13 protein-coding genes and 4 pseudogenes are annotated in these 15,546 nt (G+C 59.1%); 9 read left to right on the top strand and 8 right to left on the bottom strand.

Going from position 1 to position 15,546, the window contains the following annotated elements:
* Nucleotides 1-67: 67 nt before the first annotated feature.
* The gene (locus JCM25156_RS03450) at nt 68-433 is read left to right on the top strand and encodes a zinc-binding dehydrogenase (protein WP_025812156.1); all 366 of its coding nucleotides are present in this window, start codon (nt 68-70) and stop codon (nt 431-433) included.
* A 157-nt stretch (nt 434-590) separates the two neighbouring features.
* Here JCM25156_RS03450 and JCM25156_RS27630 read toward each other — a convergent pair whose 3' ends face one another.
* The 3 genes from JCM25156_RS27630 to JCM25156_RS30620 are packed head-to-tail and all read right to left on the bottom strand — an operon-like array spanning nt 591 to nt 1,689.
* Entirely contained in the window at nt 591-1,088 is a 498-nt protein-coding gene (locus JCM25156_RS27630) for a hypothetical protein (RefSeq protein ID WP_242402443.1), read from the bottom strand.
* Nucleotides 1,085-1,582, bottom strand: a complete 498-nt coding sequence (locus tag JCM25156_RS27625) for an MmyB family transcriptional regulator (protein ID WP_242402442.1) — start codon at nt 1,580-1,582, stop codon at nt 1,085-1,087. Before JCM25156_RS27625 ends, JCM25156_RS27630 begins: the two co-directional genes overlap by 4 nt.
* Nucleotides 1,579-1,689 (bottom strand): hypothetical protein, encoded by a 111-nt coding sequence (locus JCM25156_RS30620; RefSeq protein ID WP_242402444.1) that lies wholly within the window; start codon nt 1,687-1,689, stop codon nt 1,579-1,581. Before JCM25156_RS30620 ends, JCM25156_RS27625 begins: the two co-directional genes overlap by 4 nt.
* Nucleotides 1,690-1,710: 21 nt before the next feature.
* On the opposite strand from JCM25156_RS30620, the pseudogene JCM25156_RS03435 reads away from it, so the two are divergent.
* From JCM25156_RS03435 to JCM25156_RS21170, 6 genes and pseudogenes are all read left to right on the top strand, one after another.
* Nucleotides 1,711-2,066, top strand: a pseudogene (locus JCM25156_RS03435) (OB-fold nucleic acid binding domain-containing protein); the annotation flags it as partial.
* A 388-nt stretch (nt 2,067-2,454) separates the two neighbouring features.
* Complete coding sequence (locus JCM25156_RS03430; RefSeq protein ID WP_084296428.1) at nt 2,455-3,477, top strand: DUF262 domain-containing protein; 1,023 nt, start codon at nt 2,455-2,457, stop codon at nt 3,475-3,477.
* Complete coding sequence (locus JCM25156_RS03425) at nt 3,461-4,066, top strand: hypothetical protein (protein ID WP_025812151.1); 606 nt, start codon at nt 3,461-3,463, stop codon at nt 4,064-4,066. The genes JCM25156_RS03430 and JCM25156_RS03425 overlap by 17 nt, the downstream gene beginning before the upstream one ends.
* A gap of 425 nt (nt 4,067-4,491) precedes the next feature.
* A pseudogene (locus JCM25156_RS27620) lies at nt 4,492-4,868 on the top strand (DUF932 domain-containing protein); the annotation flags it as partial.
* 175 nt (nt 4,869-5,043) lie between these two features.
* The gene (locus JCM25156_RS03420) at nt 5,044-5,787 is read left to right on the top strand and encodes a DUF72 domain-containing protein (protein WP_025812150.1); all 744 of its coding nucleotides are present in this window, start codon (nt 5,044-5,046) and stop codon (nt 5,785-5,787) included.
* A gap of 207 nt (nt 5,788-5,994) precedes the next feature.
* Nucleotides 5,995-6,581: pseudogene (locus JCM25156_RS21170) on the top strand (MarC family protein).
* Nucleotides 6,582-6,725: 144 nt separating this feature from the next.
* Here JCM25156_RS21170 and JCM25156_RS03410 read toward each other — a convergent pair.
* The 4 genes and pseudogenes from JCM25156_RS03410 to JCM25156_RS03395 form a co-directional block, all read right to left on the bottom strand.
* On the bottom strand, nt 6,726-6,968 hold the full coding sequence (locus JCM25156_RS03410) for a hypothetical protein (RefSeq protein WP_025812149.1): 243 nt from the start codon (nt 6,966-6,968) through the stop codon (nt 6,726-6,728).
* Between the two features lie 355 nt (nt 6,969-7,323).
* On the bottom strand, nt 7,324-8,808 hold the full coding sequence (locus tag JCM25156_RS03405; protein ID WP_025812148.1) for an efflux transporter outer membrane subunit: 1,485 nt from the start codon (nt 8,806-8,808) through the stop codon (nt 7,324-7,326).
* A pseudogene (locus JCM25156_RS21165) lies at nt 8,808-11,932 on the bottom strand (efflux RND transporter permease subunit). The gene JCM25156_RS03405 and the pseudogene JCM25156_RS21165 overlap by 1 nt, the downstream one beginning before the upstream one ends.
* A 7-nt stretch (nt 11,933-11,939) precedes the next feature.
* The gene (locus JCM25156_RS03395; RefSeq protein ID WP_025812147.1) at nt 11,940-13,082 is read right to left on the bottom strand and encodes an efflux RND transporter periplasmic adaptor subunit; all 1,143 of its coding nucleotides are present in this window, start codon (nt 13,080-13,082) and stop codon (nt 11,940-11,942) included.
* Nucleotides 13,083-13,274: 192 nt separating this feature from the next.
* Between JCM25156_RS03395 and JCM25156_RS03390 the strand changes: the two genes are divergently transcribed.
* Nucleotides 13,275-13,964 (top strand): TetR/AcrR family transcriptional regulator, encoded by a 690-nt coding sequence (locus JCM25156_RS03390; protein WP_242402441.1) that lies wholly within the window; start codon nt 13,275-13,277, stop codon nt 13,962-13,964.
* Nucleotides 13,965-13,970: 6 nt separating this feature from the next.
* On the opposite strand, the gene JCM25156_RS03385 is transcribed toward JCM25156_RS03390, so the two are convergent.
* On the bottom strand, nt 13,971-14,471 hold the full coding sequence (locus JCM25156_RS03385) for a hypothetical protein (protein ID WP_025812145.1): 501 nt from the start codon (nt 14,469-14,471) through the stop codon (nt 13,971-13,973).
* A 199-nt stretch (nt 14,472-14,670) separates the two neighbouring features.
* Between JCM25156_RS03385 and JCM25156_RS03380 the strand changes: the two genes are divergently transcribed.
* Nucleotides 14,671-15,546, top strand: an 876-nt coding sequence (locus tag JCM25156_RS03380) for an MYG1 family protein (RefSeq protein ID WP_025812144.1), incomplete at its 3' end; no start/stop codon positions are given.

Below are 15,546 nucleotides of genomic sequence, written 5' to 3'. Positions count from 1 at the left end.
TGGCATAGGTACGAAGCAGGTCGAGATCCAGAGCGCCTGGTATCATGGAATGTGAACTCTGATATCAGTGGTATCTGACTTATCAGATACCCATGGAGACGGTGTCAGCCATGTCCTGGAACTGGGCGGACCGGAGACCTACCCCCGATCCATCAAATCGATCGGGGCCGGTGGCCACATTGCCCAGATAGGCGTGCTGACCGGCTTCGGGCCGCGCCCGGATATCGATCGCATCCGCAGCACCAATGCCAGCATTGACGGAATTACTGTGGGCTCTCGTGACCACTTTCGGGAAATGAATGCGTTTCTGACTCACCAGGAGATCCATCCTGTCATCGACAGGGTCTTTCCTTTCGAACAGGTAGGTGAGGCCTACGACTATCTTCAGAGCGCGAAGCACTTTGGAAAGATCGTCATCGATCTGTCCTCATAATACGCTTTCCGCTTTTCGAGGCACGCCAGCGTTAGTCTGAGAGGCCAAGCCCTGTGCCGAGCAGGCAGACGCTGGTCCAGCCTCCATATGCATAGGCCAGTGTGAAGGCAAAAATCTGCATGAAGCATGCTGTTTCGTAACGTAATCGCTCACCCGGTTAACATCGCCGGTATCGAGGATATTGCATCATGACAGGCCAGGCATCCGTATAAAATCGGGCAACGCACGAACCCGTTCGAACCAGCGTTGCAGAGCAGGGTATGAGGCGACACCTGTTCTTGCTAATGGACACGACAGTAAAGCCAAGAACCAGTTTGCAGAGATCTCCCTCCCGTACAGCCATGAAAGCGTCAGGAGAAGGAATGGTGCGAAGTCCATAATCGGCATGCCAGAACGCTCCGACCAGACCATAGGCAAGTGCGTGTCCGGTACGCGCCAGAAGCGTAAAATCTTCAAGATCCAGTGGCGGGGCGGACAGGCGCTTCATCAGTCGGCCAGGAAGTTCACGCAGACGGATAATCTGGCGCACAAGGGGATCATTCTGTATGCGGAAAGCCGCAACGGCATCGAGAATATCAGATGCCTGACCACGAATGAAAATCGCGTGACGTTCAGAAAAATCATAATGTGGGAGCAGGATTTCGAAAGTGTTCATCGGGGCTTGAGTGTTACCAGCTGGTAGTGCGGCCATGTCGTGAAGGTGAGGGTGGTCTGGTCAAAGTCCAATGGCCCATCAGTTGGATGTCGAAACCGGCGAGGGCCGCCTTCTCGTAGCAATACACTCTGATTATGCCACAGCCGTTCAAAATCCGGACTTCGGGATCGAAGCTCCTGCACGAGTGTTTCCACCAGATGCGTGTCACCACGGATGCTGGCAGCCCGGAATTCGGCAAGAACCCGTCGGGCACTGCCTTCCCATTCGTCCAGCAAGGTTCGGGCTGCAGGGTCGAGAAAGACGTAGCGCAGCAGGTTGCGCTCCTCACTGTCCAGCCATCCGACGAAGAGACGCCGGGCCGCTTTGTTGGCGACGCAGGCATTCCACAGGGGATCCAGCACATAACAGGGCATGGTCACCTGCTCCGGGAAAGTCCGGACGGGTTCGGGAAGACTGGATGCGGTGACTGGCCGTGAGGCATCGGGATCCTTCAACTGGGCCAGTTCGATAGATAGAGCCTTTCCGCAAGGGACAGATGCAGAGCCGTGGCAATACGCGCCAGTGTCGTCGCCGAACAGGAGACATTCCGACCCTGTTCCAGCCACGTATACCACGTCGTGCTGAGGCCCGGGACAGGCGCAGCCTGTCGGTGGCTGGACTGGTGCTGGTCCGCCAGCGACCCGGTTCAGCCGAGGGTGTGGTGTTCATGACGCTGGAGGATGAGACGGCGGCGCTCAACGTGATCATCTGGCCCGATATGTTCGAGCGTTTCCGCTGGGTGGTCTTGTCAGGCCAGATGCTGGGGGTTGTCGGGCGACTGCAGAAGGAAGGGGAGGTGGTGCATCTCGTGACGCGTGAGATTGTGGATCTTTCCCACCTGCTAGCCGATGTGGGAAACCGGTCGTTACACGCACTCTCTAGCCTCGATCAGACAGATCTGCCGAAAATATCATTGTGAAGGCCCGAAATTTCCATTGAATGTCGTGTCAGAAAGATAATCCAAATTCGTGATGCCCGTTTACGCCTTATGTCGGACATGCATTATGTGCAAAGGGTTCCATATAACGGACGCGACTTGTTTAGAATTGACTGGTCGAGTTGCGCCGAAATCGGACCAGCACCCCTCCGGCATTCGCGGCAGATAAAACTTGATCACAGACGACTGCCGGAAAAGTCAGTGAGCTGGCCGATGCATGCGCCGCATTGCGCCTATTGAGACTGACGACGCCGAACATTCGTTGCATCTGGTCTAGCCTGGAACTGAAATGGCGGCCATATAAAGATCAGCTATAATACTCCATCAGTTGGGGCAAGGAACCACCATGTCGAGCATCCCGCAGACCTACACTGTCTCAGACTTCATCGAATGGCAGGCCAAAAAGCAATTGGTCTTGGCTCCCGAGTTTCAACGAGTTCAGTCTGGAGCCCCTCGGCGAAGGTTTTTCTCATTGACACCATCTTGAATGACCTGCCCATGCCTCAGGTCTACTTCCGCACAAAGCTGAACCCACAGTCGCAAACGACCTTGCGGGAAGTCGTCGACGGACAACAGCGGCTACGTGCGATCTTGGAGTTCGCTGGGGGCAATCTCAAACTTACTTCGAAGTCTCCAAACTTCAAAGGCAAGACATATCGCGATCTATCTATCGAGGATCAGGAGCAGTTTCTTGCATATCGCATCCCTGTCGTTCAGCTGGTGAATGCTTCTGATGCAGACGTTCTCGAGGTCTTTGCTCGTCTAAATTCCTACAGCGTGAAAGTAACGCCGGCGGAGTTGAGGCACGCTGAGTTCTCCGAGCCGGTGAAATGGGCCATATACGAAGCGGCGCGCCGATGGGCAGTCCTCTGGGGAGAACTAAAAGTAGTCTCGACACGGGACACGGTTCGGCTAAAGAACACGACATTGATCGCTGAGATGTTTATCACGTTGGATCGGGGTCTCGGCGATGGAGGAGAAGCTCAGATTACACGCTATTATAAGGAAAATAAGTCGAAAGATGACGATTACTTTTCCCTTTTCCGAGAACATCTGGATGAGGTTATCGCCGAAATCCTCGATCACACACAAAATGACTTTGCTGAGTCGACATTTTACGATGCACCGAATTTCCTGATTCTGTTCGCTGCGGTAGCTTTCTTGAAAGGATATATGCCGGTGTCGTCACTCTCAGCGGGCGTGAATCAGTTTGCCCGATGCGGGGTTAGCTGGGATAGAGCTTCTGTCAATCTCGCAACCCTGGCACAGGCTTTCGATGACGCTTCCGAGGAACAAGGCCCGCTTTCTCAGTTTGTAACTGCCACAAAGAGCACGACGCACCGTATTTCCTCTCGGAAAATCCGTTTTGAGACTGTTGTGAAAGCGATTGCGGCTGATGTTGCTGGCGCGTAGGCTACCTCGTTTCTTCGACCGTCTGGACCGTCTTTCCGAGATAATCGAGGTAGTCGATGCGACGACGAACAAAACTTCCGCGCAAATATTTGCTGCTGAGAAGGCGCTCATGCAGATTCAGATTGAATGGGAGCTTTTCGTCCGGAACCTCATCTTGGACAGCGCAACCGGCAATTTCGAAAACGGTAATGGTCTGATCATTTCGAGAAGCTATCCTAGCTTGCGTTCGAGGGAGGAGGCTGCTCACAGATTAATTGGAACCTATCGTAGACAACAGTTTGAACCGGACTGGTATTTGCCAACTAGGGCCATTGATGCTTCCATGCGACTTGGCGTTTCGAACCAACCGCAGATTGCGGCTGAGCTTGGGGTAACCCCTTGGCCTATCGAAGAACTTCGGCATGTGCGAAACTTTATCGCGCATAAATCTAAGAGATCGGCGCTCGCTGTCCGGGGAACGGGCATCATTGGCGCCTCTGCCAAGATCGACGTACTGGAAGCCGCACTGCAATATGGCACTGGCGGCGCCAAGCGTTATATCGAATGGATCGCTTTTTCGAAAGGCGCAGCAGCGCGTCTAGTGGCGTGAAACTCTACGAGCATGTTAAGGTGGCGGTTTAAGGATAGGTCGGTCGCATTTCTCTAGGGGATAAACGTCTCCTTCGGTACCAATGCGCCGACGAATAGATCTGTGTCGGTTTGATACGATTATGTCCATATCCTGCGTTTTTCGGGTGGATAAGTGTGGATTATAAATACTCGATCTTGCAGGGTGCCATCATGAATGTGCGATAGCACCAATGGCAGCTCTTCTATTTTCCGCCTAATAGCCGACCTTCCGCTTGCCCCCCCATTGCAGTCGTGATTTCCGGTAGGTGACGGGGAAGGCGGGTTCCGGAACGAGGGCCTGGGTGTTCTGGGGTTGGATGGGAATCCGCGTGGGAAGTGGTGATCAGAGGAAGAGGTCGGCTTCGCCTTCTGTGCCGAATAACCGGCATCAGAGGAGAGTTTTCCATGACCACGACCACCATCCTGCCCCCTGCGTACCATAGTGCAGCTTCCGGCGGCTTCCGGATTGATCCCTCCCGTGGCGAACGCAGCGCCCGCGTCTCGTCCGAATGGTTCTCGCGTCCGGATGACGAGCGCTACCTGTCGCTGTCCGACCTGCATGCCGCGACACTGGCGCGGGCGGATCGGGCTACAGCCCGCACGGTGGAGAGCCGCGCCATTCGCGTCGAGGCCTCGCGCGACAATGCCGAGCGCGTACCAGGCAGAATGACCCGATCGCACCCACACACTGGTCCTTCGGCCAGATGTGCAGCCTGGTCGCCGCGCCATCGTCGTACCTGCGTTACGGGAATGCGCGATGTTCGTGCTTTCGAATGAAACACGATAAAGGTTTTCGGGTGCTGCCTTTTTTTAGAAAGACGGCGGTCGCTGAAAGCTTTTTGAAAAAAGCTTCACCAAAACTTTCTTATGATTACAGGATGTTTGTGGATCCGGTTTCCCGCGCGCCGGATCATGTTTCGGGCGGGCGTATGCTGGTGATTATGGGGGGAACCGCTCATGTCCATTCGCATTGGCGTCGCGGGCTGGTCGATCCCGTCCGCGCTGGCCGGGGCGTTTCCTTTGGGCGGTACGCATCTTGAACGTTATGGCGCGCGCTTTTCGGCTGTCGAGATCAACAGCAGTTTTTATCGACCGCACCGGCGCACGACCTATGAACGCTGGGCGGCGAGCGTGCCGCCCGCATTCCGCTTCTCCGTCAAGCTGCCCGGAACGATCACGCATGAACGCCGTCTGATCGGGTGCCAGGCGCTGATCGAACGCTTTGCCGAGGAAACGGATGGCCTGGGCGATAGGCGCGGTCCCATCCTGGTCCAGCTACCTCCCAGCCTTGCCTATCGCGGTGATGTCGCCGAACGCTTCATGACTGATCTGAAAGCCGCGATCCCGGGGGCCATTGTTCTGGAGCCAAGGCACGCCAGTTGGTTCCAGCCAGAAGTCGACCAGATGTTGCGCAGGCAGCAGATATCGCGCGTCGTGGCGGACCCGGCCCGCCTGCCGCAGGCGGCGCAACCGGGTGGATGGAGCGGCCTTGTCTATTTCCGGCTGCATGGTTCCCCACGGATGTATGAGTCACCTTATGGGAAGGAGGCCATCGCAGCTCAGGCAAAGGATGTTGCTTCACGCGCCATGGCGGGCACCGATGTCTGGACAATCTACGATAACACCACCCATGGCGCCGCCATGCGGAACGCGCTGGAGCTAATGGAAGCACTGGTCAGGGACCATCCCGCAAACGCATGATCTGGTGGCCGATGGGAACACGGTGTTTCCCATGGTTGGAAACACATATCTTCCCTGCTGTCACCGCAGTGTAAAAAGGTTGGCAGCCAGGAATTGTGACCGTATGAGGTATTCAGTTTTTTCCTGACATAATCTGCATACTACGAAAGATTCCAACCATTGGACCATACGGAAATCGTCAAGGCGCTCGGCACTTTTCTCGCCATCATGAATCCTTTCCTGAGCCTGCCCGTGTTTCTGGCGATGACATCGGGATTTTCGGTGGCCCAGCAACGGGTGCTTGCCATCAAGGTCACGCTTTTCTCGGCCATCATGTGTCTGGTCATCCTGCTGGCGGGGCAGAAGATCATCAGTTTCTTTGGCATCACCATTGACCAGTTCCGCGTGGCGGGCGGCATTGTTCTGGCCAGATCTCATGGTCCATGCTGAATGGCAGCAATATTCCCTCGCATCAGGGCAGCCATCAGGAACAGGCCCAGTTGCAGAACCTGTCGGGGCTGGCCTTCTACCCCCTGACTTTCCCCATGCTGATTGGCCCCGGCACGATCGCAACCATCATTATCTATACCGGGCATCCCGGTCCGCTGATCGATATGCTTGAAGTAGGGGGAATTATTGCGGGAATACTTCTTGTCCTGTTCATAACGCTGTTCTTCGCCTCGGAAATCGGGAAAGTCATGAGCGAGACGATGCGCACCATAACGACGCGCCTCATGGGCATGATCCTGCTGGCCATTTCCGTGGGTATGGTGATCGCCGGGCTCAAGGCGGTATTGCCGGGGCTGTCCCATTAGTTCCTTACGGGCGGGAAGTAAGGCTGGGGCGCGCCGTTTATAAAAACAGTAAAAGCTTCTCTCAATACACGGGAACAGATCGGTGGATCGGGAAAAGGCATACGGGGCATGGAAATGTCTTTCCATGCTCCGTAAATGGCTGACTTATTTCCTGGCTGCCGCACGTTTGCCAAGAAGCTGGATCCGGGCCGCATCGACATTGTCCGGATCGAGCAGGGCTTCCTTTGCGATGGCCTGTTCCTCTTCCGTGGCGTGTTCGCCACCTTTCAGCACATGTTCAGCCAGACGGATGATTTCCGATTTCGTCAGGATTGCGGGTGAATGCGTGGCCTTGCGCACCAGATCATGGATTGAACCGGCCGCATGCGGAACGCTGTGATTGGTCATTGCAACATAACTCCTTGATTATATGCAGGCATATGTTGGGCGTGTTGCGGCAGACTCAATGCACAAATAAAAATATTTTCTATATGTGTAATGTATTAATGTATATTTATTTGTCGGATATATGATATTTACGGTCTGGAAATTTTATTTTCCGGGTAGCATACCAGTATTTCCATACGAAGTCAGGATAATGATCCGGCTCCCCTGGTCGCGGGGGAAAGATGTGCAACCGGGAGGCTGTTTTAAAAACCGGCCTGTAACCATAAGGAAGTTTCTGGTGAAGCTTTTCTCGAAAAGCTTCCGGGAACGCCGCCTTTTTTCAAAAAGGCGGCGCCCCAAAACTTTTATCTTTTTATCAATGCGATGCGTTGACGTGTTTTGTCGGGGTGTGTTCGGTCCAGCCGCCCCCCAGCGCACGGTAAAGGGTGACAAGGTTCTGGTACCGTGAAACGGCGATGGAGATCTGCCACTGCTGCGCCTGCAACATGGCGCGTTGCGAAACCAGCGATGTCAGGTAGGAATCCGTTCCCGCATCATACCGCAGCATGGCCAGCCGGTAGGCATCGGATGTGGTGGAAACATATCTGTCCATCTGCCCGGTTTCATCGCGATAGGTGTCGCGCGCGGCCAGCGCATCCGCCACCTCGCGGAAGGCGGACTGCACCGTTTTTTCATAAGCGGCCATCTTGGAGGCCCGCATCGCGCGTGACGCCTTGAGGTTGCCGCTGTTCTGCCCCCAGTTGAGCAGGGGCACCTGCAACTGCGGTGACACCCCCCATGTTGTCGCGGCGGAGGTAAAGAGCTTGTGCGGCTGGAGGCTGCTGATCCCGTCCGACGCGGTCAGGGTAATGCGCGGGTAGAACGCGGCCTTGGCCGCGCCAATATCCGCATTGGCCGCCAGCAGGTCATGCTCGGCCGCCATGATGTCGGGCCGGTGTTCCAGCACCTCCGCCGGCAGGCCCGGCGGCAGATCCTGCATGATGGTCTGCTGCCCCAGTGGCTGGGCGGGGGGCAGGTTGTCAGGGATCGGCTGGCCGATCAGCAGGGTCAGCAGGTTTTCATCCTGCGCGACACGCCGGCGCGACTCATCGCGAAAGGCCCCGCTCTGCGCCACCTGCGTTTCGGTCTGGCGCACGGTCATCTCGTCCGTCTCGCCATGGGCGAAGCGGGCCTTGACCATGTCCAGCGTCGCGTTCTGCGAGGCCATCGTGTCATCGGACAGGCGCAACTGCGCCTGATCGCCCAGCCACGAAATATAGGTCGTCGCCACCTGCGATATGATGCTGATCAGCATGGCGCGTGCGTTCTCGCGCTGCATCAGCGCATGTTCCGCCGCCTCACGCGACAGGCTGCGTATGCGCCCGAACAGGTCGATCTCATAGGACGAGACGCCAATGCCCATCTGGTAATATTTGAACATGGGCGGGTTGCCGGTATCCAGTCCCGGCGCGAAGCTCAGACCCGCCGCCCCTGATGGCCCCTGGTACATCGCCTCCCCACCGCCGCCGATGGCGGGGAACAGGCTGGCGTGCTGGATGGCGAACTGCCCCTGCGCGCGGCGTATGTCCGCCGCCGCCTGCCGCAGGTCGCGGTTTTCACGGATGGCGATGGCGATGAGCGCCTTCAGCCGGGGGTCGGTAAAGAATTCCGACCAGCCCAGATCGGCCGCCAGCGGGTTTTCAGCCACCGGGTCGCCCGTATTGGCGTAGGCGGGCCATGTCTTGGCCAGCGGCGGAGTGGGCCGCCTGTAATGCGGGATCATGGTGCAGCCGGCCAGCATGACGGCCGCCATGCCGGCGGCCCCGGCGCGCCTGAGGGTGGAGAATACGACCATCTGCATCACTCCCCCGTTGTCCGTTCGGACATGCGCCGCACGCGGAACAGGCGCAGCACAACCACGAAGAACAGCGGCACAAAATATACGGCCAGCAGGGTTGCCGTCACCATGCCGCCCACCACCGCCGTGCCGATCGCGACACGCGCGGCGGAACCCGCCCCACTGGCGATGGCCAGCGGGAACACCCCCACCACGAAGGCGATGGAGGTCATGAGAATGGGCCGCAGCCGCTCGCGTCCGGCTTCCAGCACGGCTTCCTCCAGTGTCGCCCCGTTTTCAAAAAACGCCTTGGCGAATTCCACGATCAGGATGGCGTTCTTGACCGCCAGCCCCACCGTGGTCAGCAGCCCGACCTGGAAATAGACGTCATTGGCCATGCCGCGCAGCAGGGTGGCCACGATGGCCCCCAGCACGCCCAGCGGTATGACCAGCAGCACCGCGAAGGGGATGGCCCAGCTTTCATACAGGGCGGCAAGGCAGAACAGGATGACGATGGCGGCCAGCCCGTAAAGCGGTCCGGTGGCCGATCCCGACGCCATCTGCTCGAACGACAGGCCGGTCCATTCATACCCCACGCCGGGCGGGAGCTTGGCGAGGATGTCCTTCATCGCGGCGATGGAATCCCCCGAGCTGTAGCCCGCGGCGGGCTGGCCCAGGATTTCGAAGGCGTTGAGGCCGTTATAATCCTCCACCTTCTGGGGGCCGACGACCCACTGCCCGGAGATGAAGGCGTTGAATGGCACCATGCTCCCCAGCGCGTTGCGCATGTACCATTTGTTCAGGTCATCAGGATCATGCGTGAATCCGGTTCACCCTGAATATAGACCTGCTTCACACGGTCATCGCGCAGGAACTGGTTGACGTAGATCGAGCCCAGCGCGCCCTCGATGGTGGTGTTGATGTCCGCGATCGTGATCCCCAGCGCGTTGGCCTTTTCCCGGTCGATGTCCAGATGGAACTGCGGCGCGTCCTCCATGCCGTTGGGGCGCACGGCGGTCAGGCGGTGATCCTTCGCCGCCATGCCCAGCACCATGTTGCGCGCCTCGAGCAGTTTCGCATGGCCCAGATGGCCCCGGTCCTCAAGCTCGACATCGAACCCCGTGGCGTTGCCCAGTTCCAGCACGGCGGGCGGGTTGATGGCGAAGATCTGCGCCACCGGATCCATCCAGAAATGCATCATGATGCGCATGGCGATGGCCGCCGATGTCTGGGTGGCGGCGGGGCGTTCATCCCAGTCCTTGAGCCGGATGAAGAAGGCGCCCGCGCTCTGTCCCTGCCCGGCGAAGTTGAAGCCGTTCATGGAATAGACCGATTCAACATTCCCGCCTTCGGTCTTGAGGATGTACTCGCTCACCTTGCGGTTGACGGCGGCGGTCTGTTCCAGCGTGGAGCCGGGGGGCATGGTGACCTGCCCGAAGATCAGGCCCTGATCCTCATCGGGCAGGAAGCCGCCGGGCAGGCGCATGAACAGCCAGCCCACTCCCACCGTAATCAGCACGAACACCAGCATGGACAGCCCGGTATGGCCCAGCACGCGGGTCACGCCGTTCTGGTAGCCTTTGGTCAGGCGGGTGAAGTGGCGGTTGAACCAGCCGGCGGGGCCGGTCGTCTTTTCATGGGTGCCGGGTTTGAGCATGGTGGCGCACAGCGCCGGGGTCATGACCATGGCCACCACCACGGACAGCCACATGGCCGAGACGATGGTGATGGAGAACTGCCGGTAGATCACCCCGGTCGAGCCGCCAAAGGCCGCCATGGGCAGGAACACCGCCGTCAGCACCAGCACGATGCCGACCAGCGCGCCTGAAATCTCGTCCATCGACTGACGGGCCGCTTCCCGGGGGGAAAGCTGCTTTTCCGTCATCACGCGCTCGACGTTTTCCACCACCACGATGGCGTCATCCACCAGCAGGCCCACGGCCAGCACCATGGCCAGCATGGTCAGGGTATTGATGGAAAAGCCAAGGGCGGCCAGAATCCCGAACGTGCCCAGCAGCACCACCGGCACCGCGATGGTGGGAATCAGGGTGGCGCGGAAATTCTGCAGGAAGATCAGCATCACCACGAAGACGAGGGCAATCGCCTCGGCCAGCGTGATGATCACTTCCTTGATCGACAGGACGATGAAGGGGGCCGTATCCAGCGGATAGACGGTTTTCAGCCCCGGCGGGAAGAACTGCTCCAGTTCATGGATCTGCGCGCGCACGGCGTTTTCGGTCTGGAGCTGGTTGGCCCCGGGGGCCAGCTTCAGCGCCATGCCCGACGCGGGCATGTTGTTGTAGAAGGAATGGGTATTGTAGGTCTGCGGCCCCAGTTCCACGTGCGCGACATCGCGTATGCGCACCTGGGATCCATCCTGCTGCACCTTGAGCAGGATCTTCTCGAATTCTTCGGGCGAATGCAGGCGTGTCGGCCCGATGATGGTGGCATCCAGCCGCGCGCCCTTCGTCGCGGGCACGCCGCCAAGTTCACCTGACGAAACCTGGATGTTCTGGGTCTGGATCGCCGTCTGCACATCGCCCACGGTCAGGCTGTATTTGTACAGCTTGGAGGGGTCGAGCCAGATGCGCATCGCATATTCCGCGCCGAACAGCGTGTGGTCGCCCACGCCGGTCACGCGGCTGAGCGGGTCGGAAATGTTCGAGGCCACGTAATCGGCGATATCCGCGCCGGTCATGCTGTTGTCGGTCGAGATGAAGGCGATGACCATCATGAAGTTCTTGACGGCCTTCGTGATGCTCAGGCCCTGCGCGGTGACTTCCGGCGGCAGCTTGGGCTGGGCGAGCTGGAGCTTGTTCTGCACCTGCACCTGCGCGATGTCGGGGTTGGTCCCCTGCGCGAAGGTCAGGTCGATTTCCATCTGCCCGGAGGCATAGGACTGGGAGGAAATATATTCCAGATGATCCAGCCCGAACATCTGCTGCAGGATCGGGCGCACCACCGTATCGTTCACCGTATCGGCCGAAGCGCCGGGATAGGTGACCGAAATGGCGATCTGTGGCGGGGCGATGGCCGGGTACTGCGCAATGGGCAGGCGCAGGATCGAAACCCCGCCCACCAGCATGATGATCAGCCCGATCACCCACGCGAAAACGGGGCGGTCGATAAAGAAGCGTGACAGTGACATCGGGGGGTTATCCTGCCTTGGCGGTGGGGGACACATCCACCGGCGTCACCGTGTCGCCCGGATGAATCTTGAGCACGCCTTCAACCACCACGCGTTCGCCGTCCTTCAGCCCATCGGTCACGAGCCAGTCGGTGCCAATGGCCTGTTGCGTCACCACGGGGCGGATGCTGACCTTGCTCTCGGCATCCACCACCCAGACCTGCGCATCCCCGTGGGAATTGCGCTGCACGGCTTGCTGCGGCACCAGCAGGGCGGCGGGGTCCGTGCCTTCGGCAAGCTGGGCATGGACGTACATGCCGGGCAGCAGCAGGTGTTCGGGGTTGGGCATGACCGCGCGCACCACGACCGTGGCTGTCGCTTCATCGACATTCACTTCCGAGAATTCCATGCGCCCGGCATGTTCATAGGTCGTGCCGTCTTCCAGGGCGATGGTGATGCTGGCGGCGTTGTCGCCCACACGGGTCAGCCGCCCCTGCGCCAGTTCGCGCTTGAAGCGCAGCAGTTCGGTCGCGGGCAGGTTCACGTCCACATAGATGGGGTCGAGCCGGGTCACGATCGCGACATTGTTGGTCTGGTTGACCGTAACCAGCGCACCCACCGTCAGGATGGACCGCCCGATACGCCCGGTGATCGGCGCGTTCATATGGGTATAGCCCAGATCGACGCTGGCGCGTTCAAGCTGGCCCTTGGCCGACTGGATGTCCCCCTGCGCCTCACGCTCGGCGGCCAGGGCGTCGTCATATTCCTGCTGGCTTATGGCGTGCGCCTTGAGCAGCGGCCCGTACCGGTTCAGCTTGGCGCGGGCTGTGACCTCGTTCCCCTGGGCGTGGAGCAGTTGCCCCTGCGCCACATCGACCGCGGCCTGATAGGTGCGCGGGTCGATCTGGTAGAGCTGCTGCCCCGCCTTGACATCCGTGCCTTCAACAAACAGGCGCTGCATGATCACGCCGCTGACCTGCGGGCGCACCTGCGCGATTTCAAACGCTTCGGTACGACCGGGCAGCAGGGTGTGAATTTCCACCGGCTGGGTTCTGAGCGTCACCACCTTGACCGGCTGGGGGGGCAGTTTGGGGGGAGCGGCGTGCCGCTGACAGGCCGCAAGGCCAAGAATCAGAGCCGCCGGGGCTACGACACGGGAATAATGCATCATGGTCACCAACCGGCTTACGTGCCGTTATATATAAAATGTTTCTGAATCACGCCCCTGTCCGTAACGGACATGGCCGCCATAAGAAAGCCAAATAACGAAACTATTTGGTTTTCAATGGATGGAAAACTATATCGTCTCCATAAGACGGTCAAGCAGGGCATCCACCTAAAAGTGGTCGGGATTATATTACAAATGAGCAGGAATGAGCACGCAGCGCGATCATCGGCGTCAAACGGCTGTGACGGCGGGCGGCGCGGCCCCGGCCGACCACCGGAAATGGAGGAGTGCGAACGCCGCGAACGGATTCTGGACGCCGCGAGCGACGTGCTCCAGCAATGCGGTTATCACGCCGCGTCCATGGACCGGGTGGCGCAGCATTCCGGCATGTCCAAGCGGACGCTGTACCAGATGTTCGAGTCCAAGCAGGACCTGTTCCATACGCTGGTCAGCAGCAGGCTGTTCAACTTTGCTCCCGACCTGTGTCATTACAGCAACGATCCGGTTGAGGAACTGACCGAACTGCTCATGAACCTGGGCCGCATCATCCTGTGCCCCGACCGGATGAGCCTGATCCGGGCGCTGATTGCCGAATCCCAGCAATCGGAAGATATCCGCCACATCCTGACCAGCCTGCGCGCGGGGGGGAAGGATACGGCCCTGACCACGTGGCTGAACTGCTACGTGCAGCGCAAGCATTACGCAGTGAGCGATATATCCATGTACAGCAATATGCTGTTCGGCATGACCGTGGGTGACTTCATGCTCCAGAACCTGGCCTGCGCCTCTGAAACATCGGTGCTTCTGGAGAACATGCGCCCGCGCTTTCATCGGGCGGTGCGGATTTTTCTGGCGGGCTTCTCGCAGGGCTGTACCGGGCCGTAGGGGGGGCTACAGCTTCTGGCGCATTTCCTGGCGGATCTGGTTGCACTTCTTGGTAAAGATGCTGGCCTGTGACGCCGTCATGAAATTGATGATGAACGCGCCGATCAGTGAACAGAACGACAGCAGGATTACCGCCTTGCCGCTTCGGGTAATCGCCCCGTCATAATATTCGGCCGAATACCAGAGCAGCAGAAGGCTGAGGATCGCGCCGAAAAACCCCAGAACGCCGGTGGAGCGGATGAGGGAGTCTTCCTCATTGCTGAAGGAGGATGACTCCTTCCACAGCAGGTACAGCTTCTGGTTCATCTCCTCGATCTGGCTGTCATAGGCCTTCTGTTCCACATCGGTCGCCTTGGAGGGCGATTTGCGGTGCATGTCGAGTTCCTGCTGCGCCTTGGTGAAGACATGCCTGCGTTCCTTGATGGCGGGCAGGCTGATATCCACAAAACTGAGAATAGCTACATTCAGGCCCGCCGATAGCTGGACGATGGCCTGAAAATCACCCACGTCTGACTCACGCGGTCTCCCCTTTCTCCTCACATGCCTGCGGCACGATACAACAGCCCGGCAGCCCGTGGCAGGGCGCAAAAACGTTAGGCAGGGCTGCATCTTCCGCCTTGGATGCCGAAGTTTATTGTCTTGCCGCGACCTTTGCGGCATGAGAGGCACGCTCAGGAATTCACTTTGTTCGCCAGCAGGTTTTCAGATGTCACAGTACACCCCCATCGGTCTCGATAATGGGAACGCCCCGGTCCGGGCGCTGACCCATTCAGGAAATTTCCATGCTGACGAGACGCTGGGCTATGTCATCCTTCACTACGCGCTCGCACCCGGGGGCGACCTGCGGGGGCGGGTTCTGGGCGGCCAGCCCGCCGACCGGCTTGAGTTCATCCGCACGAGATCGCCCGAGCGCATCGCCACCGCTGACATCGTGTTTGACGTGGGCGGCCGGTATGACCCCGCCGCGGGGCGTTATGACCACCATATGAAGGACAAGCCCCTGCGCGAGGACGGCACACCCTATAGCGCGGCCGGACTGCTGTGGAAGGATTATGGCGCCGCCGCCCTGCGCAACATCCTGAAAACACCTGTGAACGACGCCACGCTGGCCACATTGTGGCAGGCCATTGACAAGTCCCTGATCGTGCCGGTCGATCAGGATGACAACGGCGTGGTGAAGATGGGCAAGCTCTCGCTGGCCGATATCGTGTCGGCCTGCAGCCCGCCATGGGACACGGCGGAACTGTATGGGGCGGAGGAAGCCCGGGCGCGTGAGGCGCTGGGCTTCGCCAATGCCGCGAGCGCGGTCGCCGCCCATCTGGTCAACATGGTCGATCGCACGCGCGCCAGCCTCAAGGCGGTGAGCCGGGTGCTGGCGGCCTATGAGCAGGCGGAAGACCGGCGTATTCTGGTCATGGAAACGGGCATGCCCACCGAGAAGGTGATTTTCGAGCATGACCTGCCGGTTGTGTACGTGGTGTCCCCCACAGGGGGCGGGCGCTGGAATGTAAAGGCCGTGCCCCCGGTGCGGGGTGATTTCGGGCAGCGGGTTTCCCTGCCGGAAGCATGGCGCGGGCTGGAA

It is taken from the genome of Komagataeibacter kakiaceti JCM 25156 (assembly GCF_000613305.1).
This window is presented reverse-complemented; position numbering and strand designations above follow the sequence as displayed.

Excerpts from the sequence above, each read along its gene's own strand:
- JCM25156_RS27630 (WP_242402443.1), bottom strand. The coding sequence starts at position 1,088 with ATGAACACTTTCGAAATCCTGCTCCCACATTATGATTTTTCTGAACGT.
- JCM25156_RS03430 (WP_084296428.1), top strand. The coding sequence starts at position 2,455 with ATGGCAGGCCAAAAAGCAATTGGTCTTGGCTCCCGAGTTTCAACGAGT.
- JCM25156_RS03425 (WP_025812151.1), top strand. The coding sequence starts at position 3,461 with ATGTTGCTGGCGCGTAGGCTACCTCGTTTCTTCGACCGTCTGGACCGT.
- JCM25156_RS03420 (WP_025812150.1), top strand. The coding sequence starts at position 5,044 with ATGTCCATTCGCATTGGCGTCGCGGGCTGGTCGATCCCGTCCGCGCTG.
- JCM25156_RS03410 (WP_025812149.1), bottom strand. The coding sequence starts at position 6,968 with ATGACCAATCACAGCGTTCCGCATGCGGCCGGTTCAATCCATGATCTG.
- JCM25156_RS03405 (WP_025812148.1), bottom strand. The coding sequence starts at position 8,808 with ATGCAGATGGTCGTATTCTCCACCCTCAGGCGCGCCGGGGCCGCCGGC.
- JCM25156_RS03395 (WP_025812147.1), bottom strand. The coding sequence starts at position 13,082 with ATGATGCATTATTCCCGTGTCGTAGCCCCGGCGGCTCTGATTCTTGGC.
- JCM25156_RS03390 (WP_242402441.1), top strand. The coding sequence starts at position 13,275 with ATGAGCAGGAATGAGCACGCAGCGCGATCATCGGCGTCAAACGGCTGT.